We start from the raw sequence: 17,553 nt of genomic DNA, 5'->3' as shown, positions 1-17,553 counted from the left end.
ACGCAGCATGCGTGCGGTACACGCACGCTGCAATGCAGGCCAGTGCCATCGCGCATGACGGCGTTCAATGCGAACGCTCGAGCGCAAGAACGCTGCCCCTCTTCCGCTGAGAGAGGGGCTTGGGTGAGGATACGAGGCGAAACCATCGTCACTTTCAGACTGCACGAGGCTCCGCCAGCAGCTCGTCCGCCCCTGTCGGGCATCTTCCCCAGAGGGAAGAAGAAAAACCAGGTCGCCGCTTTATTCGTGGCAGCAGACCACACCACGCAGCAACGCCACACACACTATCGTGCGCCGCTCCATCGCACATGCTCACCACTCACTCAACCAGCAGCTAGGCACGCAATGAAACAATCAACCACGCAACACCGCAGCATGATGCGCAATATGCTCGCCGATAAAGCTCGAGATGAAGTAATAGCTGTGGTCGTAACCAGGCTGCAGCCGCACTGTCACCGGATAACCCGCAGCCTTGGCCGCTTCTTCAAATAGCGCGGTTTTCAGCTGAGTCTCAAGAAACTCATCTGCGTCACCCTGATCGATCAACAGTGGCAAGCGCTCCTGCGCCTGTGCGATCAATGCGGTGGCGTCATACGCCTTCCAACTGTCGCGATCCTCGCCCAGATACTGCGCAAACGCTTTTTCGCCCCAGGGCACCTGGCTCGGCGCCACGATCGGCGAAAACGCCGACACGCTGCGATAGCGCCCCGGGTTCTTCAATGCAATGGCCAGCGCGCCATGCCCGCCCATCGAGTGGCCGCTGATGGCGCGCGCACCGGTGGTGGCGAAATGGGCCTCGATCAGCGCCGGCAATTCATTCACCACATAGTCGTACATGCGGTAGTGCGCCACCCACGGCTGCTGCGTGGCATCGACGTAGAAGCCGGCGCCCTTGCCGATGTCGTAGCCTTCCGCATCGGCCACATCGTCGCCGCGCGGACTGGTGTCCGGCGCCACCAGGATCACGCCGTGCTCGGCGGCATAGCGCTGCGCGCCAGCCTTGCTGATGAAATTCTGTTCGGTGCAGGTCAAACCGCTGAGCCAGTACAGCACCGGCAATGGGCCATCGGCCGCCTGCGGCGGCAGGTAGACACCAACCTGCATGCTGCACGCCAGGCTCTGCGACTGATGCCGATATACATCCTGCCAGCCGCCGAAACAGGCGCGATGTTCGATACGTTCCATGAAGATTCCTTACGAAGAGAAGACCCTGCAGCCGGATCGCCGGCCGCAGGGTTGGACCATCAATGCAGCAAACCCTTCCTGCGTGCCACGTGGGCCGACAAGGCATCCATCAACGCCGGCGACAGGCAGTCGTAGGGCGGCAAGCCCAACTCGGTCAAACGTGCGCGCACCCCATCCATCTGCTCCGGCGGCGTGCCGGTTTCGATGATGGACGAGACGAAGGCCGCAAAGCCCGGCGCCGACCACCCCTGCTGCCTGGACAACTCGGTGTGCACGAAATCCAGCCCGTAGAACGCATGCTCCTTGTTCTCGATGCGGCCGAACAGGTGCACACCGCAACCGGTGCAGGCATGGCGCTGGATCGCCGCGCTTTCGTCGACGATCTTCAGCTTTTCTTCGTGCGCGGTCACCTTGACCTTGTCCCGCGGCGCCACCGCGATCACCGAAAAGGTCGCGCCCTCGGGTTTCCAGCATTTACTGCAGCCGCATGCATGGTTGTGCGCAGTCTGCGCACCCACTTCCACCGTCACCTTGTCCGTGGCGCAGTGGCACTCCAGGGTTCCCCCCTGAAAGTTCTCTGCACCGCCTCGCGCAACACCACCATCTACCGAAGGATGAATCGACACAGTCGTCATTACGCCCCTCCCGGAGTCTCGGGTACCACGTGCGCGGAAGCGGCCGCGCGCCGCTCCTGGCCATTCGGTCAGAAATGAATCACGGTGCGGATCGACTTGCCTTCATGCATCAGGTCGAAGGCGTGGTTGATCTCGTCCAGCGGCAGGGTGTGGGTGATGAACGGATCCAGGTCGATCTCGCCCTTCATCGACTGCTCCACCATGCCCGGCAATTGCGTGCGGCCCTTGACCCCACCGAATGCGGAGCCGCGCCATACGCGCCCGGTCACCAGCTGGAACGGACGGGTGCTGATTTCCTGGCCGGCACCGGCCACGCCGATGATCACGCTCTCGCCCCACCCCTTGTGGCAGCACTCCAGCGCCGAACGCATCACGTTGACGTTGCCGATGCACTCGAAGCTGAAATCCACCCCGCCATCGGTCAGCTCGACGATCACCTCCTGGATCGGCTTGTCGTAATCCTTCGGGTTGATGCAGTCGGTGGCGCCCATGCTGCGCGCCAGCTCGAACTTGCCCGGATTGGTATCGATGGCCAGGATGCGCCCGGCCTTGGCCTGCACCGCGCCCTGGATCACCGCCAGCCCGATGCCGCCCAAACCGAATACCGCCACGCTTTCGCCCGGCTTGACCTTGGCGGTGTTGTGCACCGCACCGATGCCGGTGGTGACACCGCAACCGAGCAGGCACACCTTTTCCAGCGGCGCGTCCGGGTTGACCACCGCCAGCGAGATCTCCGGTACCACGGTGTATTCGCTGAAGGTGCTGCAGCCCATGTAGTGGTAGATCGGCTCGCCGTTATAGGAGAAACGGGTGGTGCCGTCCGGCATCAGGCCCTTGCCCTGGGTGGCGCGCACCGCCTGACACAGGTTGGTCTTGCCGGACAGGCAGAACTTGCACTTGCGGCATTCGGCCGTGTAGAGCGGAATGACGTGGTCGCCGACCTTGACGCTGGTGACGCCTTCGCCCACCTGCTCGACGATGCCGCCGCCTTCGTGGCCCAGCACGGAGGGAAAGATGCCTTCCGGGTCGTCACCGGACAGGGTGAAGGCATCGGTGTGGCACACGCCGGTATGGGTGATGCGGACCAGCACTTCGCCGGCCTTCGGCGGTGCGACGTCGATCTCGACGATTTCCAGCGGCTTGCCGGGCCCGAATGCGACTGCTGCACGGGATTTCATGGATTAACGCTCCTGACAGGGATGTTCGGGACGGGCGCGGCGATGCCGGCCCGGTGGGAGTTCACTTGAGGTAGGACCGGACCAGACCGAGCAGGTCCTGCACCCGCTCGGCACGTTGCGCATCGGACGCGGCGGCATGCCCGAAGTCTTCACGGATATGCGCTTCGAGCACCTGCGACATCAGCCCATTGACGGCCCCCCGGATCGCGGCGATCTGCTGTAGCACCGGAGCGCAGTCTGCGCCCGACTGCAGCGCGCGCTCAAGCGCGTCGCACTGTCCACGCAAGCGCCGTACCCGCGCCAGTGCGCGTTTCTTTTCCAGCGGCGAATGCGGCATGCCGGCCCTCGATCCAGGATACTGGGGGGCAGTATAGAGAAATCCGGAGAAAAAGCGATGTGGATGCGTGCAATGTTTCCGTCTGCAGAGATCGAGCGATGAACGGCGATGGCGTTCCCTGCAGCGCCACCTTGCATTGACCCTCCCTGTCGAGGCACCCCGCTACTGCATTGCCGCACGCGCCTGCGCAGCGCGTCATGCAGCGAACTCTAGCCACTGAGGAACACCTCGCGCCCCGCTTGAACGGCCTGCAGACATCGCGCAAGCGCTGCAGGTAAGGCAAACAAGTTGGCGCGCTACCACAGCAGGAGCAAACGCCGGTCCAGCCGCGGCAGCCCGCACTGCAGGGGCGTCCTCCGGCCAACATTGAGGCTTCGATCTGGCTGTCGCCCTGGACGCTGGGCACTGCTGCCTTGGGCATGCCGTCGATCGGCCGGCATGCCCCCGCCATCTTCGCTGCGCAGGGCCAGGCCGACATCGGAGCCACCGCCGGTGGTCTCGGCGGGATCGGCGCGCTGCCGTTCTGGGGCGCGAGCGCGTGGTGGTGGTGGCTGGCGGTAGTGATCACGACCCGTTGTTTCCGCGCCGAGGTGCCGTTCAATCTCGGCTGGTCGGGCTTTCGGGCGTGCACGCGGCAGCCGGCCTGATACCCGGCACCGCCCGCTAGCTGGCGTTCCCCGACTCCCTCGGCACGGTGCTGGCCGTGGCGATGGCGGCGCTATGGGCGGTTGCGGCGAACAGGACAGCGCCGGGCGCGTCTCGCGGCGACCGGTTCACCTCGCCTTGTCCAGCCGATGCGCAGCGAGATACCGCTGCGCCGTGCGCCATGTCGTTGCCAGTGGCAGGCGATTCGCCAGCCGCTGCCCGACGCGTACAACTGCGATGGCAGACGCTCACCCAGCCGACTGCCGCGGTCCATCAACGTTCGACGACCACCGGTGCCGCACCGGCCGCCGCCTCGGCGGCGTGCTCGGGTAGCGAGGCCAGAACCGCAGCGCGGAATCGCGCCGGAAAGGCGCCGTCATTGGCCTGGTAGAACGCGCGGGCATTGGCCGACAGCTGATCGAGCGCTGTCTGGGACAGGGCCAGCGCAGCTTCCACGGCGTGCGCAATGCCGGCCCCATCGACGTAGTAATACGACGCCAGGCGCCGCTGGCGCACCTCGGCGACCGGGATCAGCACGCCATGCCCGGGCCTGACCAGCTCGTTCATCGGCTCGCCATCGGTGGCCAGGGTGACTGCCCCCACGCTCAACGCTTCCATCAGGTAATGCCCGAAGCCTTCCGCTTCCGAGGGGCAGATATGGAACAGATGGGCGTTCTGCAACCGGCGCAGTTCGGCGTCGTCCAGGTAACGGACCCGGTGATCGATATTGGGCGCGACCACCGGTTTGCCGGCGGTGCGCGGGTTCTGCACCACGGTCAGCAACGGCCACTCCGGATGCTGCTTCCAGGTCTCCAGCAATACCCGGGTGCCCTTGGCGGTACTGCGCCCGGCCAGATGGAAAAACGCGCGCTGGCGCGGCACTTGCGCATCGAAGCGGTCCGGGCTGGTGAAGCCGATGTAGCGCGTGGCGCAGCCCAGGGTCTGGAAGATCCGCTCGGCGTGGTGGGTCTTGCACAGCACCGCATCGAACTTCGGCAACAACGGCAACCACTTGGGCAGCAGCCATTCCGGGTTGGGCACCAGCAGGTTGCGCTGCCCCAACGGCAGGCAGCGCGCATAGACGCGCTCGGAAAAGATCTGCAGCGGCACCCGACCGAACAGGGCGCGGCTGGCCCACAACCGCGCCTCGCGTCCGGTGTCCTGCAGCCGCTGGCTGGTGAACCCGACCTCCTGCACCGGCACGCCGCCGGCGCGCAGAGTCTGTGCCATCAGCACCATGTCGCGGGTCAGGCCCACGCCATTGTCGCGGCTGATCACCCGCATCATCGGAAATGCCTTGTCATGCGCACGCTCATCACCGGGATGGCACAGTGCCGAAGCGATGATGTCCTGCGTGATGTCTCGTCCCGTCATGTCGCTTTGCACGTGTGCCAATGGTTGACAAATTCGATCATTATGATGGCTGTTCCAGCCATGTTCCTGCGAGCATCATGTATCCGGCAGCCTCAGCCTCCACCCTGCGCGGGCCAGCGTCCCTGCCACCGATGACGACTTCCATGGACCCGCAACAACCCCGTGTTCTCGTGGTCGACGACGACCCCGACCTGCGCAAGCTGATCGGCGAGTTTCTGAGCGCCCATGGCTACCAGGTGGACGTGGCCGAGAACGTGGCGGACATGCGCACCAGCATGGTGCGGCAGCGCCCGGATCTCATCGTACTCGACGTGATGATGCCTGGAGAAGATGGGCTGAGCGCGGCCCGCGCCCTGGCCAGCGAGCGCGGTTCACCGGCGGTCATCATGCTCAGCGCGCTGGGCAACGATACCGACCGCATCATCGGCCTGGAAGTGGGCGCCGACGACTACCTCGCCAAACCCTGCAATCCGCGCGAATTGCTGGCCCGCGTGCGTGCGCTGCTGCGCCGCAGCCAGGCCAGCAGCGAACAGTCCGATCAATGCGGCAACGTCTACGAATTCGCCGGCTGGCGGCTGGACGTGGTGCGGCGCGACCTGCGCGACCCCACCGGCATCTTCATCAATCTGTCCGACGGCGAATTCGCCCTGCTGCGCACCTTCGTCGAGCACCCGCAGCGGGTACTCAGCCGCGACCAGCTGCTGGACTATGCCCGTGGCCGCGACACCGACGTCTACGACCGCGCCATCGACAGCCAGATCAGCCGTCTGCGCCGCAAGATCAATGAGCGCGTCCATACCGAGTTGATCCGCACCGTACGTAACGAGGGCTATATGCTGCTGCCGAGCGTCTCGCGCCTGTGAGCAAGCCGGCACGGCGCGGGCTGTCGATCTTTGCCCGTACCTTCGTGCTGCTGGCGGTGGCCCTGCTTACCGCCCAGATCATCGGTATCGCCCTGCTGGTGATGCGGACCCCGGTGTACGAGCCTCCGGTGCATCCGCCGGAGGTGGTGGCGCTGCTGTCCACGCGCATGCCGGCCGGCACCCAGACCCTGAAGGTCCGCGATGGCGCGCAGGCGCCGACACCGCCTGCGGACCAGGTCCGCGACCCGTTCGCGGAAATGCTGCTTGCCCATTGGCTGGATGTCGACAAACGTCACGTGCGGTTCTACCGCAGCGCAGAGGATCGCGACGGCCCGTTCGCCGACGGTGGCCAGCTTCCGCGTATGCCGGCGCCGCACCGCGGCACCGAGGCCGAAAGCCGCGAGAGCGCGCCGTCGATGGCGCCCCGATGGCCCCCCGACCGCGCGGCCGACGCAGCCCCCGTCGGCAACGCGCCGCACCCGGACCAGGCGCCCGAGGACTGGGAAAGCGAACGACTGACCCCCGGCGTACCGCTGCTCGATGGCTTCACCGCCGCCCTGCAGCAGCCCGATGGCCGCTGGCGCACGGTGGAATCGCCGCGCCGGCAGCTGTCGGCCGAGTTCAAGACCCATATCGTGCTGCTGTTCCTTGCCGGCCTGCTCGCCAATGTGCCGCTGGCCTGGTGGTTCTCGCGCGCGTTGTCGGCGCCGATCAAGCGCTTTGCCGAAGCCGCCGACCGGCTGGGCCGCAATCCCCACGCTGCCGCCCTGCAGCGCAGCGGTCCGCCGGAGATCGTGCGTGCGGCCGATTCGTTCAACGCGATGCAGGGCCGCCTGAATCGCCTGATCAACGAGCGCACCCACATGGTCGCGGCGATCGCGCACGACCTGCGCACGCCGCTGGCACGGTTGTCGTTTCGCCTGGACGACCTGCAACCGCCGCTGCGCGACAAGGCGCTGGCCGATATCGACGAGATGAAGGCGATGATTTCCGCGGCGCTGGATTTCATCCAGAACGATCGCCATCGCGGCGAACGCGCACCGCTGGATCTGCGCCTGCTGGTGGAAAGCGTGGTCGACAACGCCGCCGATATCGGCGCCGACGCCGCACTGCTGCCCGGCCCGGCGATCACCCTGGAAGGCGATCCGCTGGCGTTGCGCCGGGCGGTGATGAATCTGCTCGAAAACGCCTTGAAATACGGCAGGAGCGCACGCCTGCAGTTGCAGCGCGACGGCGAGGATGGGGTGCTCTGGATCGACGATGACGGCCCTGGCATCGATCCCACCCAGCGCGAACAACTGCTGCTGCCGTTCGTGCGCGGGGAATCCTCGCGCAACCGCGGCACCGGCGGCATCGGCCTGGGACTGTCGGTGGCGCACAGCATCGTGCTGGCCCATGGCGGCGACCTGCGCCTGGACAATCGCGCCCGCGGCGGCCTGCGCGTGACCGTGCGCCTGCCGTGCATGCCGGAGCGGCGCTGACCTCGCCAAAGCCGGTCGCTCACTGGGGGCTCAGACCGATCACCTCGGGTGGACCGTGAGGATCAGCACCCGGCTTCAGCCCTGCCCGCGAGTCGGCAGCCCTTGCGATGACGACTCAGACAGCTGACACCACGTGGCGAGCAGTCGTCAGATGCGGGGGACGGCGCGCTCGAAACCGGGACTGACGAAGAGCCCATGCCGATTCCGGACAACGCCCGCGCCCGCCTGGCGGCTGTGCAGCCGTTCTGTTCGCTGTCTTCAGTGGAAACAGTTGCAAGCGCGCTGCGCCGCCCCCGGCGTGTTCCACGTCAAGACCCGGCCAGAGGCGCGGCAATGCCAGCACGTCCGGCACTGCCTGCCTGGATGCTCAGTACGCGAACTCGCGGAACACGCGATCGATATCGCCCTTCCATGCGCCGTGATACAGCGCCAGCTTGCGCTCGGCGGCAGTGACGCCGCTCTCGGCGATCTCGGCGATCACATCCAGAAAGCCGGTCTCGTCCTGGCCATCGCGGTTCAGGCGCGCGCGTCGGCGCAGCCCCTCGCGGGCGATGTTGACCGCCTCCACCGCCAGGTCGCGCACGGTGCCATTACGGAACGGCAGCCCCAGGGCATGCCGGGGCACGCCGTCGCGCAGCGCGTGGCGTTCGGCGGTGCTGAACTCCTTGACCAGGTCCCAGGCCGCATCCAGCGCGGTGTCGTCGTAGAGCAGGCCCACCCAGAACGCCGACAGCGCGCACAGGCGATTCCATGGGCCGGCGTCTGCGCCGCGCATTTCCAGATATTTCTTCAGGCGCACTTCCGGGAAGGCGGTGGTCATGTGGTCGGACCAGTCGCGCAGCGTCGGCAACGCGCCCGGTAGGGCCGGCAGCTTGCCTTGCATGAAGTCGCGGAAGCTCTGCCCGCTGGCATCGTGATAGACGCCATTGCGGTACGAAAAATACATCGGCACATCCAGCAGATAGTCGACGTAACGCTCGTAGCCGAAGCCGTCTTCGAACACGAAATCCAGCATGCCGGTGCGGTCGGCGTCGGTGTCGGTCCAGATATGCGAGCGGTAGCTCAGGTAACCGTTGGGCTTGCCCTCGGTGAACGGCGAGTCGGCGAACAGCGCGGTGGCGATCGGCTGCAGCGCCAGCGAGACGCGGAACTTCTTGGCCATGTCCGCTTCGGTGGCGTAGTCCAGGTTGACCTGCACCGTGCAGGTGCGCGTCATCATGTCCAGGCCGAGCGAGCCGACCTTGGGCATGTAGTTCTTCATGATCTGGTAGCGGCCCTTGGGCATCCACGGCATCTGGTCGCGGCGCCACTTCGGCTGGAAGCCCATGCCCAGGAAGCCGAGCTGCAACTCGCCGGCGACCTGCGCCACTTCGTCCAGATGGGTGCCGGTTTCCACGCAGGTGTGGTGCAGCGTTTCCACCGCCGCGCCGGAGAGTTCCAGCTGGCCGGCCGGCTCCAGGGTCACCGAGGCCCCGTCGCGCAGCAACGCGATGGTGCGGCCGTTTTCCTGCACCGGCTCCCAGCCGAAGCGGGTCAGCCCGGTCAGCAAGGCCTCGATGCCACGCGGGCCATCGAACGCTGGCGCACGCAGGTCGTCCAGCTGGAAGCCGAACTTTTCGTGCTCGGTACCGATGCGCCAGTCCGTGCGGGGCTTCTCGCCGGAGGCCAGCACCTGGACCAGTTCCGCGCGTTCGGTGATCGGCGTTTCGGCAACGTGGCTGGGACTCGACAAGGGCAGGCTCGCAAACGAAAGGGGTGGGACGATGTGGGGATACTCCCCAGCCACCGCAAGGCCCGCACTATACCCGCAGGGCCTGGAACAATTGCCGCTACCGGCCGGGTCTGAGATTTCCATCCATGCGCATGGTGCGCTCCGCCCATGGCCCGCGCGGACCCATCGCAACGGCCGCAGTGGGAACGCGCCGCCGACCGCACCGGCGCACAGCGGTCACCGCCAGCAAACGGGGCTCAGGCCATGCGTCCATGCCCGGATGAGGTGGATACAAACGGTGAGAACAACCGGCGAACACCCGTTCGCCGTCGTGCATTGCACCAAAGCGCCGCGGCCAGGACCGCCGCCGGCATCATTCGGTGGCGGGCGTTTCCACGTCCAGGCCCAGCCAGCCGCCGACGATGCCGCGCAGTTCGTCCACGCCCTGGCGCGATTCGCCCGAATAGGTCTGCACGGTCACGCTGTCGCCAAAGCGCGAGGCCACTTCCTTCTTGACCTTCTGCAGGGTCTGCATCTGCTGGCCACGGCCGAGCTTGTCGGCCTTGGTCAGCAGGCCGTGCGCAGGCAGGCCGCGTTCGGCGGCGTAACCGAGCATCTGCAGGTCGTAGTCCTTGAGCGGGTGGCGGATGTCCATCACCACCACCAGCCCGCGCAGCGCCTCGCGGGTGCGGAAATAGCGGTCGATGAAGGCCTGCCAGTGCGCCTGCAGGTCCTGCGGCACCTTGGCATAGCCGTAACCGGGCAGATCCACCAGATAGCGCTCGGGCTGGATCTGGAAGAACACCAGCTGCTGGGTGCGGCCGGGGGTCTTGGACACGCGCGCCAGCGAGTTCTGGCGGGTCAGCGCATTGAGCGCGCTGGATTTTCCGGCATTGGAGCGGCCGGCGAAGGCCACCTCGTGGCCGCCATCGTCAGGCAGTTGCCGGGCGTTGTGGGCGGACAGGTGGTAGCGGGCTTGTTCGATAAGGAGCGACATCCCCCTAGGATCGCACGTTCGGCGTCCGCCGGTTTTGCTGCACTGTTCGTTGACCCTGGCGCAAAGGCGTGTCGATAATCCGGGCACGCCTGCCACTGCCAGTACCCAATGCGCGCGGGCCGGGTCCATACGGAGCTTTAGCTGATGCGCCATGCTCGTGTGCTAGTCCTCGCCGCCCTCGCCGTGCCGGTCATTGCGGCCGTGGCGTTCGCGCAATCGGCGGTCACGCCGATCCCCGATCCGCCACCCGTGCGCGTTGCGCCGCTGGAGGTGGACCTGGCCAAGACCACCTGGGGCGACGCCAAGGCTGGCCAGACCAAGGCCGCCGCGTGTGCGGCCTGCCATGGGCCGGACGGCAATCCGGCGGTGGCCATGTATCCGCGCATCGCCGGGCAGACCGAGCGCTACGTGGCGCATCAGGTGGCGCTGATCGCCAGCGGCGAGCGCAATACCGGGATGTCGGCGGTGATGGTGCCCTTCGTCAAGGACCTCACCGCGCAGGACATGCGCGACCTGGGCGCCTACTTCGCCACCCAGAAGTCCGCCGCCGGCGTGGCCGACGACGCGATGATCGCCGAGGGCCCGTACCAGGGCATGAAGTTCTACGAGGTCGGCGAAAAGCTCTACCGGAGCGGCGACATTGCGCGTGGCGTGCCGGCCTGCATGGCCTGCCATGGTCCGTCCGGCGGCGGCAATCCGGGCCCGGCCTACCCGCGCCTGGGCGGCCAGCATGCCGACTACGTGGCGCGGCGCCTGAAGGAATACCAGGCTGGCACCACCCAGCAGCGCGATCCGGCGCTGTTCAATATCATGGCGCAGGTGGCGCGCCCGCTCACCGAGCAGGAGATCCAGGCGCTGTCCAGCTACCTGCAAGGCCTGCACGACCGCGCCGACGATGCGGCGGCCGCACAGCTGCCTGCCGCGGCGCCGGCGCGCTCATGAGGCCGGCATGCTCGTGAGCTAGGCTGCGCCACTGCCTTACCGTGTCACGACGCCGGTCCCGCGACCGGCGTCGTCGTTTCCCGCCTTCCCTCGCATCCCCACGGAGCCTGCATGAACCTGTTTTCCCGTTTGTCCCTGCTGTTGTTGATCCTGGTGCCGCTGGCGGCCTGTGCCGCCGACAAGAAGGCGGCGCCGGTCGAAGGCGAGGACTACACCCTGATCGACGGCGGCCAGCCGTATGCGCCACTGGCCGGCAAGGTCGAAGTGGTGGAAGTCTTCGGCTACACCTGCCCGCACTGCGCGCATTTCGAACCGGTGCTGGAAGCCTGGGCGGCCAGGCAGCCGTCCTACGTGCGCTTCACTCCGGTGCCGGCGGCGTTCGGCGGCTTCTGGGATGCGTTCGCGCGCGCCTACTTCACCGCCGACATCCTTGGCGTGGCCAAGCGCAGCCATCGCGCCATGTTCGACGCCATCCACGAAAAACAGAGCGTGCCGACCCAGAACGTCTCCCCGGACGAACTGGCGGTGTTCTATGCCGACTACGGCGTGCCGCAGCAGCGCTTCGTGGACACTTTCAAGAGCGAGGCGGTGGATGCCAGGCTCAAGGCCGCCCGCGAGTTCGCGCTGCGCAGCAAGCTGTCCGGCACCCCGGCGCTGATCGTCAACGGCCGCTACCTGATCGGCGCGCGCAATTACCCGGACATGCTGAAGATTGCCGACTATCTGATCGCCCGCGAACACGCCGCGCCGGCCAAGCGCTGAACCACGTAACCGTCACCGACGGCCGCCCGTGGCATCATGCGCCCCGCGGCCGCCCGGCCCTTTCCTCGCCCCACGCTGGAGATTCCATCCGATGAAGACCCGCTTCGCCCTGACGCTGATGGCGCTGCTCCCGATCCTGGTCGCCTGCAAGGCCCAGGACGGCTCGTCCGACACCGCACCTGCCGCCACCACGCCTGCGGCCGAGCCGGCGCCCGCTCCAGCCGCTGCGACGCCGGCGGCCGAGCCGGCGGCCACGCCCGCGGCTGGCGACAGCGCCACCACCCCGGCCGCGGCCGCCGCCGCCCCGCGCGCACCCAATGGCCCGGAGCCGGTCGCCGGCACCGACTATGTGGATATCGAAAATGGCCAGCCTTACCAGCAGGCCGCCGGCAAGATCGAAGTGGCCGAAGTGTTTGGCTATGTCTGCCCTGCCTGCAATGCGTTCCAGCCGCTGATCGGGCCGTGGAAGGCCGGCCTGCCGTCGGACGTGCATTTCGTCTACGTACCGGCCATGTTCGGCGGCCCGTGGGATGACTATGGCCGCGCCTTCTATGCCGCCGAAACCCTGGGCGTGCAGGAAAAGACCCACGAGGCGCTGTACAAGGCCATCCACGTCGAACAGACCCTCAAAGGCGAGCGCGGCAAGGATTCGGTGCAGGACATCGCCGCGTTCTACGCCAAGTACGGCGTGGACGCCAAGACATTCATCGACACCATGGCCAGCTTCGGTGTGTCGGCCAAGACCAATCGCGCCAAGCAGTTCGCCACCCGCAGCAAGATCACCGGCACGCCGTCGCTGATCGTCAACGGCAAGTATCTGGTCAAGGGCCAGAGCTTCCCGGACATGCTGCGCATCGCCGATCACCTGATCGCGCGCGAACGCGCCACGCTGGCCAAGTGAGCCGGGCGTTCGCCATCCCGTGAACGCACCGGATTCGCGCACCCTGCGGGTGCTGACCGCCAATATCCAGGCCGGCTCCAGCACCCGCCGTTACAGCGATTACGTGACCCGCAGCTGGTCGCATGCCCTGCCGCTGGGCCGCAAGCGCAGCAGCCTGGACAGCATCGCCAAGCTGGCCGGCGACCGCGACATCGTCGGCCTGCAGGAAGCCGACCCGGGGAGCCTGCGCTCGGGCTTCACCAACCAGACCCACTATCTGGCCGAGCGCGCCGGCTTCCATTACTGGAGCCACCAGCCCAACCGCCGCATGGGCGGGGTGGCCTCCAGCGCGAACGGCTTGCTCAGCAAGCTGGAACCGCTGGAAGTGCAGGACCATGCCCTGCCCGGCCGCATCGGCGGGCGCGGCATCCTGCTGGCCAAGTTCGGGCAGGGCCGCGACGGGCTGGCGGTAGCGGTGGCGCATCTGTCGCTCGGCGCCAACTCGCGCATGGCGCAGCTGGCCTTCATCGCCGAACTGTTGTCCGAGCATCCCAACGTGATGTTGATGGGCGACTTCAACTGCGTGGCCGACCGCCCGGAAATGCAGGCCCTGTATCGCCACACCCGATTGCAGCCTCCCGGTTGCGTGGTGCACACCTTTCCCAGCTGGCGACCGGATCGCGCCATCGACCACATCCTGGTCAGCGACAGTCTGGTGATCGAACATACCGAGGCCATTCCTGCCGCCTTTTCCGACCACCTGGCGGTCGGCATGGATGTGCGCGTTCCACTGCAGTTGCTGCGCTGACGCACGCAAACTGCCGACCGGGTCGCACCGGCGAACTCGACCGATGACACCCCCTCGACACCGCCCATGCGATAACGCAGGCGGTTTTTGGTGGGAGCACAGCACGTGACACGCAGCGTATGAGTGCGTCGGCATGAGTGCGGTCGAACCGACGTCGTCGCCGGTACGCACGCTGCGACCGGTGTTCTTGCTGGCGGCAGCCGTCGTCTGCACGTTTGCGTTGCTGGTGTCGCTGTTCCCGCTGCAGGCAGGCAGCGTGCTGCTGGATGCGCAGACCTGGGCCTCACGCAACGTGGGCTGGTACTACCTGCTGGCGATGACGCTGTATCTGCTGTTCGTACTGGGCACCGCGCTGTCCAGCTACGGCAACATCAAGCTCGGCGCCGACCACGACGAGCCGGAATTCAGCTACCTCTCCTGGGCCGGCATGCTGTTCGCCGCCGGCATCAGCATCACGCTGTTCTTCTTCTGCGTCTCCGAACCGCTGACCCATTATCTGCAGCCGCCGCAGGGCGGCACCGGCAACGGCGAGGCGTCCGCACGCCAGGCGATGCAGCTGCTGTTCCTGCATTGGGGCCTGCATGGCTGGGGCGTGTTCGCGCTGGCGGCGATGGCGCTGGCGTACTTCGCGTTCCGGCACAACCTGCCGCTGGCCCTGCGCTCGGCGCTGTACCCGCTGATCGGCAAGCGCATCAACGGGCCGATCGGTTACACCGTGGACGCGCTGGGCATCGTGGCGACCGTGTTCGGCATCGGTGCGGACATGGGCTTTGGCGTGCTGCATCTCAACGCCGGGCTGAGCACCTTGTTCGAGGTGCCGCATACGCACTGGGTGCAGGTCGCACTGATCGTGGCGATGATGGGCGCGGCGATCGTGGTGGCGGTGTCCGGCGTGGAAAAAGGCGTGCGCTGGATGTCGGACATCAACATGCTGCTGGCGATCGCGCTGCTGTTGTTCATGCTGTTCGCCGGCCCAACCCAATACCTGCTCAACGCCTTGATGCAGAACCTGGGCGACTACCTGGGCAGCGTGGTCGGCAAGAGCTTCGATGTCTATGCCTATGGCGGACGCGCCGACTGGCTGGGCAACTGGACCGTGTTCTATTGGGCGTGGTGGATCGGCTGGGCCCCGTTCGTGGGCCTGTTCATCGCGCGCATCTCGCGCGGGCGCACCATCCGCGAATTCGTGCTGGGCGTGTTGCTGATCCCGCTGGGATTTACCCTGGCCTGGCTGTCGATCTTCGGCAACAGCGCGCTGGACCAGGTGCTGCACTACGGCCACGGCGCCTGGGCGCAACAGGCCATCGATACGCCACAAACCGTGTTGTATTCGCTGTTGCAGAGCTACCCGTGGAGCCGCACGGTGATCACCGTGACAGTGGCGATCAGCTTCGTGTTCTTCGTGACCTCGGCCGACTCCGGTACCGTCGTGCTGTCCACGCTATCCTCGCATGGCGGCGAACCGCACGACGACGGCCCGCGCTGGCTGCGCGTGTTCTGGGGCGTGCTCACCGCCGTGGTCACCGCCGGTCTGCTGCTGGCCGGCAGCATGGACGCATTGAAATCGGCCGTGGTGCTGGCCTCGCTGCCGTTTTCTGCCGTGCTGCTGCTGATGGCCTGGGGCTTGTCGCGTGCGCTCAGCGAGGAATCGCAACGCAAACGCGCGCAGCTGTACAGCCCCAGCCCGTTGATCGGGCAATCGCGTCATCACGGTGGCTGGCGTCAGCGCCTGGGCCAGGCGATGCACTTCCCGGCGCGCGACGAGGTGTATCGCTTCATGCACGACCAGGTGCGCCCGGCCATCGAAGCGGTCGCCGCCCAGCTGCAGGAAGAAGGCTGGAAGGTCAGCAGCCGGATCGACGATGGCGACATGGAGATCAGCGTCGACCACGGCGAGCAGCAAGGCTTCCGTTACCAGGTAGTGATGCGCGGCTATCTCACCCCGTCCTTCGCCGCGCAGCGCTTCCGCAACCAGCGCTACTACCGCGCCGAAGTCTATCTGTACGAAGGCAGCCAGGACTACGACCTGGTCGGCTATAGCCGCGAACAGATCATCAACGACATCATCGATCAATACGAGCGTCACCTGCAGTTCCTGCACCTCACCCGTTGAAGGTGCATCTGCGGCGAGCATTCCACAGGAGGTTTGTCATGCCACGTTTTCCCGACCAGCTGCTGTACATCGGCGGCCGTTACGTTCCCGCCCGCGGCGGCCACACCTTCGAAGTGACCAACCCGGCCACCGGCGAGGTGCTGGCCAATGTGCACAACGCTGGCGCCGACGATCTGGAGGCGGCGGTCGACAGCGCCAAGGCCGGCCAACGGCAATGGGCGGCACTGACCACGGTGGAGCGCTCGCGCATCCTGCTGCGTGCGGTGGCGCTGCTGCGCGAACGCAACGATGCGCTGGCCGAGCTGGAAACGCTCAACACCGGCAAGCCGCTGAGCGAAACCCGCAGCGTGGACGTGGTGACCGGTGCCGACGTGCTGGAGTACTACGCAGGCGTCGCGCAGGCATTGCAGGGCGTGCAGGTCCCGCTGCGCGAAAGCAGCTTCTTCTACACCCGGCACGAGCCGCTGGGTGTGGTGGGCGCGATCGGGGCATGGAACTACCCGATCCAGATCGCCTTGTGGAAGGCGGCGCCTGCCTTGGCTGCCGGCAATGCGAGGATCTTCAAGCCCAGCGAGGTGACGCCGCTCACCGCGCTCAAACTGGCCGAACTGTTCACCGAAGCCGGCCTGCCCGATGGGGTGTTCAACGTGCTGCCCGGCGACGGCGCCAGCGTGGGCACTGCGCTCACCGAACACCCGCAGATCGAGAAGATCAGCTTCACCGGCGGCACCGCCACCGGGCGCAAGGTGATGGCCAGCGCATCGAGCTCGTCGCTGAAGGACGTCACCATGGAGCTGGGCGGCAAGTCGCCGTTGATCGTCTGCGCCGATGCGGATCTGGACCTGGCCGCGGACATCGCGATGATGGCCAACTTCTACAGCTCCGGTCAGGTGTGCACCAACGGTACCCGTGTGTTCGTGCCGCGCGCACTGCGTACCGCCTTCGAAGCGCGCCTGCTGGCGCGCGTGCAGCGCATCCATATCGGCGACCCGCTGGATGAGCGCACCAGCTTCGGCCCGCTGGTCAGCGCTACGCACATGCAGCGCGTGCTGGAGCATATCGAACAGGGCAAGGCCGAGGGCGCGCGCCTGTTGTGTGGCGGGCAGCGGCTGCGCGATGGCGCGCTCGCACAGGGTTATTACGTGGCGCCGACGATCTTCAGCGATTGCACCGATGTGATGACCATCGTGCGCGAAGAAATCTTCGGGCCGGTGCTGAGCCTGCTCACCTACGACGACGAGGACGAGGCGGTGACGCGGGCCAACGCGACCACCTACGGATTGGCCGCCGGCGTGGTCACGCCGGATCTGGCGCGCGCGCACCGGCTGATCCATCGCCTGGAAGCGGGCATCTGCTGGATCAACACCTGGGGCGAGTCGCCCGCGCCGATGCCGGTGGGTGGCTACAAGCAATCGGGCGTGGGTCGTGAGAACGGGCTGGCCACCCTGCAGGCCTATACGCGGACCAAATCGATCCAGGTCGAACTGGAACGCTACGCGTCGGTGTTCTGACGGCGGCTCGTCGGCGCAGGCAGCCGCCGGATGGACAAACCCGGGCAAGACGACAGTGGCGAGACGATACGCGCCGCCACCTCACCGGGCATCCACTCTTGCACCCGCCACGTGCCTTGCTGGCCACCGCA

At 66.7% G+C, this 17,553-nt stretch carries 16 protein-coding genes and 1 other RNA gene; 9 read left to right on the top strand and 8 right to left on the bottom strand.

Annotated elements, in window-relative coordinates:
* Window positions 1-354: 354 nt before the first annotated feature.
* The 4 genes from fghA to ACCQ05_RS04170 form a co-directional block, all read right to left on the bottom strand.
* The gene (fghA, locus tag ACCQ05_RS04185) at window positions 355-1,185 is read right to left on the bottom strand and encodes an S-formylglutathione hydrolase (protein ID WP_372393008.1); all 831 of its coding nucleotides are present in this window, start codon (window positions 1,183-1,185) and stop codon (window positions 355-357) included.
* A gap of 59 nt (window positions 1,186-1,244) precedes the next feature.
* Window positions 1,245-1,820 carry an S-(hydroxymethyl)glutathione synthase gene (gfa, locus tag ACCQ05_RS04180; protein WP_228961224.1) on the bottom strand — a complete coding sequence of 192 codons (576 nt, stop codon included), beginning with the start codon at window positions 1,818-1,820 and terminating at the stop codon, window positions 1,245-1,247.
* A 68-nt stretch (window positions 1,821-1,888) separates the two neighbouring features.
* A complete protein-coding gene (locus tag ACCQ05_RS04175; RefSeq protein ID WP_372393007.1) occupies window positions 1,889-2,998 on the bottom strand; it encodes an S-(hydroxymethyl)glutathione dehydrogenase/class III alcohol dehydrogenase in 1,110 nt (369 codons plus the stop codon).
* 61 nt (window positions 2,999-3,059) lie between these two features.
* Window positions 3,060-3,335 carry a metal/formaldehyde-sensitive transcriptional repressor gene (locus ACCQ05_RS04170; protein WP_046963271.1) on the bottom strand — a complete coding sequence of 92 codons (276 nt, stop codon included), beginning with the start codon at window positions 3,333-3,335 and terminating at the stop codon, window positions 3,060-3,062.
* Between the two features lie 341 nt (window positions 3,336-3,676).
* Here ACCQ05_RS04170 and ACCQ05_RS04165 point away from each other — a divergent pair, with 341 nt between their 5' ends.
* Window positions 3,677-3,982 carry an SLAC1 family transporter gene (locus ACCQ05_RS04165; protein WP_324250789.1) on the top strand — a complete coding sequence of 102 codons (306 nt, stop codon included), beginning with the start codon at window positions 3,677-3,679 and terminating at the stop codon, window positions 3,980-3,982.
* Window positions 3,983-4,253: 271 nt separating this feature from the next.
* Here the strand turns inward: ACCQ05_RS04165 and ACCQ05_RS04160 are convergent, their stop codons facing one another.
* Complete coding sequence (locus ACCQ05_RS04160) at window positions 4,254-5,354, bottom strand: glycosyltransferase (RefSeq protein ID WP_372393006.1); 1,101 nt, start codon at window positions 5,352-5,354, stop codon at window positions 4,254-4,256.
* 143 nt (window positions 5,355-5,497) lie between these two features.
* Here ACCQ05_RS04160 and ACCQ05_RS04155 point away from each other — a divergent pair, with 143 nt between their 5' ends.
* Both ACCQ05_RS04155 and ACCQ05_RS04150 read left to right on the top strand, forming a co-directional pair.
* The gene (locus ACCQ05_RS04155; RefSeq protein WP_372393921.1) at window positions 5,498-6,217 is read left to right on the top strand and encodes a response regulator; all 720 of its coding nucleotides are present in this window, start codon (window positions 5,498-5,500) and stop codon (window positions 6,215-6,217) included.
* Complete coding sequence (locus tag ACCQ05_RS04150) at window positions 6,214-7,698, top strand: ATP-binding protein (protein ID WP_372393005.1); 1,485 nt, start codon at window positions 6,214-6,216, stop codon at window positions 7,696-7,698. Before ACCQ05_RS04155 ends, ACCQ05_RS04150 begins: the two co-directional genes overlap by 4 nt.
* A 121-nt stretch (window positions 7,699-7,819) precedes the next feature.
* Here the strand turns inward: ACCQ05_RS04150 and ACCQ05_RS04145 are convergent.
* The 3 genes from ACCQ05_RS04145 to yihA all read right to left on the bottom strand — a co-directional run bounded on the left by ACCQ05_RS04145 (window position 7,820) and on the right by yihA (window position 10,406).
* Window positions 7,820-7,895: non-coding RNA, sX9 sRNA (locus ACCQ05_RS04145), on the bottom strand.
* 170 nt (window positions 7,896-8,065) lie between these two features.
* Window positions 8,066-9,430 (bottom strand): glutamate--cysteine ligase, encoded by a 1,365-nt coding sequence (locus ACCQ05_RS04140; RefSeq protein WP_104543339.1) that lies wholly within the window; start codon window positions 9,428-9,430, stop codon window positions 8,066-8,068.
* A 352-nt stretch (window positions 9,431-9,782) separates the two neighbouring features.
* On the bottom strand, window positions 9,783-10,406 hold the full coding sequence (gene yihA, locus ACCQ05_RS04135) for a ribosome biogenesis GTP-binding protein YihA/YsxC (RefSeq protein ID WP_228961230.1): 624 nt from the start codon (window positions 10,404-10,406) through the stop codon (window positions 9,783-9,785).
* Between the two features lie 144 nt (window positions 10,407-10,550).
* Here yihA and ACCQ05_RS04130 point away from each other — a divergent pair, with 144 nt between their 5' ends.
* The 6 genes from ACCQ05_RS04130 (at window position 10,551) to betB (ending at window position 17,422) form a co-directional block, all read left to right on the top strand.
* A complete protein-coding gene (locus ACCQ05_RS04130; protein ID WP_167394702.1) occupies window positions 10,551-11,348 on the top strand; it encodes a c-type cytochrome in 798 nt (265 codons plus the stop codon).
* Between the two features lie 111 nt (window positions 11,349-11,459).
* A complete protein-coding gene (locus ACCQ05_RS04125) occupies window positions 11,460-12,110 on the top strand; it encodes a thiol:disulfide interchange protein DsbA/DsbL (RefSeq protein WP_372393004.1) in 651 nt (216 codons plus the stop codon).
* 91 nt (window positions 12,111-12,201) lie between these two features.
* Window positions 12,202-13,011 carry a thiol:disulfide interchange protein DsbA/DsbL gene (locus tag ACCQ05_RS04120; protein ID WP_372393003.1) on the top strand — a complete coding sequence of 270 codons (810 nt, stop codon included), beginning with the start codon at window positions 12,202-12,204 and terminating at the stop codon, window positions 13,009-13,011.
* A 49-nt stretch (window positions 13,012-13,060) separates the two neighbouring features.
* Window positions 13,061-13,798, top strand: coding sequence for an endonuclease/exonuclease/phosphatase family protein (locus tag ACCQ05_RS04115; RefSeq protein WP_104543401.1), 738 nt, complete (start codon window positions 13,061-13,063; stop codon window positions 13,796-13,798).
* Window positions 13,799-13,931: 133 nt separating this feature from the next.
* Window positions 13,932-15,911, top strand: coding sequence for a choline BCCT transporter BetT (gene betT, locus ACCQ05_RS04110; protein WP_372393002.1), 1,980 nt, complete (start codon window positions 13,932-13,934; stop codon window positions 15,909-15,911).
* A 38-nt stretch (window positions 15,912-15,949) separates the two neighbouring features.
* Complete coding sequence (gene betB, locus ACCQ05_RS04105) at window positions 15,950-17,422, top strand: betaine-aldehyde dehydrogenase (RefSeq protein WP_372393001.1); 1,473 nt, start codon at window positions 15,950-15,952, stop codon at window positions 17,420-17,422.
* Window positions 17,423-17,553 lie beyond the last annotated feature (131 nt).

Source organism: Xanthomonas sp. NCPPB 3582 (assembly GCF_041475735.2).
GTDB lineage: Bacteria > Pseudomonadota > Gammaproteobacteria > Xanthomonadales > Xanthomonadaceae > Xanthomonas > Xanthomonas codiaei.
Note: the sequence above shows the minus strand (reverse complement) of the source record. Positions and strands in the feature narration are given on the sequence as shown.

Excerpts from the sequence above, each read along its gene's own strand:
- fghA (WP_372393008.1), bottom strand. The coding sequence starts at position 1,185 with ATGGAACGTATCGAACATCGCGCCTGTTTCGGCGGCTGGCAGGATGTA.
- ACCQ05_RS04175 (WP_372393007.1), bottom strand. The coding sequence starts at position 2,998 with ATGAAATCCCGTGCAGCAGTCGCATTCGGGCCCGGCAAGCCGCTGGAA.
- ACCQ05_RS04155 (WP_372393921.1), top strand. The coding sequence starts at position 5,498 with ATGGACCCGCAACAACCCCGTGTTCTCGTGGTCGACGACGACCCCGAC.
- ACCQ05_RS04125 (WP_372393004.1), top strand. The coding sequence starts at position 11,460 with ATGAACCTGTTTTCCCGTTTGTCCCTGCTGTTGTTGATCCTGGTGCCG.
- betT (WP_372393002.1), top strand. The coding sequence starts at position 13,932 with ATGAGTGCGGTCGAACCGACGTCGTCGCCGGTACGCACGCTGCGACCG.
- ACCQ05_RS04170 (WP_046963271.1), bottom strand. The coding sequence starts at position 3,335 with ATGCCGCATTCGCCGCTGGAAAAGAAACGCGCACTGGCGCGGGTACGG.
- yihA (WP_228961230.1), bottom strand. The coding sequence starts at position 10,406 with ATGTCGCTCCTTATCGAACAAGCCCGCTACCACCTGTCCGCCCACAAC.
- ACCQ05_RS04160 (WP_372393006.1), bottom strand. The coding sequence starts at position 5,354 with ATGACGGGACGAGACATCACGCAGGACATCATCGCTTCGGCACTGTGC.
- gfa (WP_228961224.1), bottom strand. The coding sequence starts at position 1,820 with ATGACGACTGTGTCGATTCATCCTTCGGTAGATGGTGGTGTTGCGCGA.
- ACCQ05_RS04130 (WP_167394702.1), top strand. The coding sequence starts at position 10,551 with ATGCGCCATGCTCGTGTGCTAGTCCTCGCCGCCCTCGCCGTGCCGGTC.
- ACCQ05_RS04120 (WP_372393003.1), top strand. The coding sequence starts at position 12,202 with ATGAAGACCCGCTTCGCCCTGACGCTGATGGCGCTGCTCCCGATCCTG.
- betB (WP_372393001.1), top strand. The coding sequence starts at position 15,950 with ATGCCACGTTTTCCCGACCAGCTGCTGTACATCGGCGGCCGTTACGTT.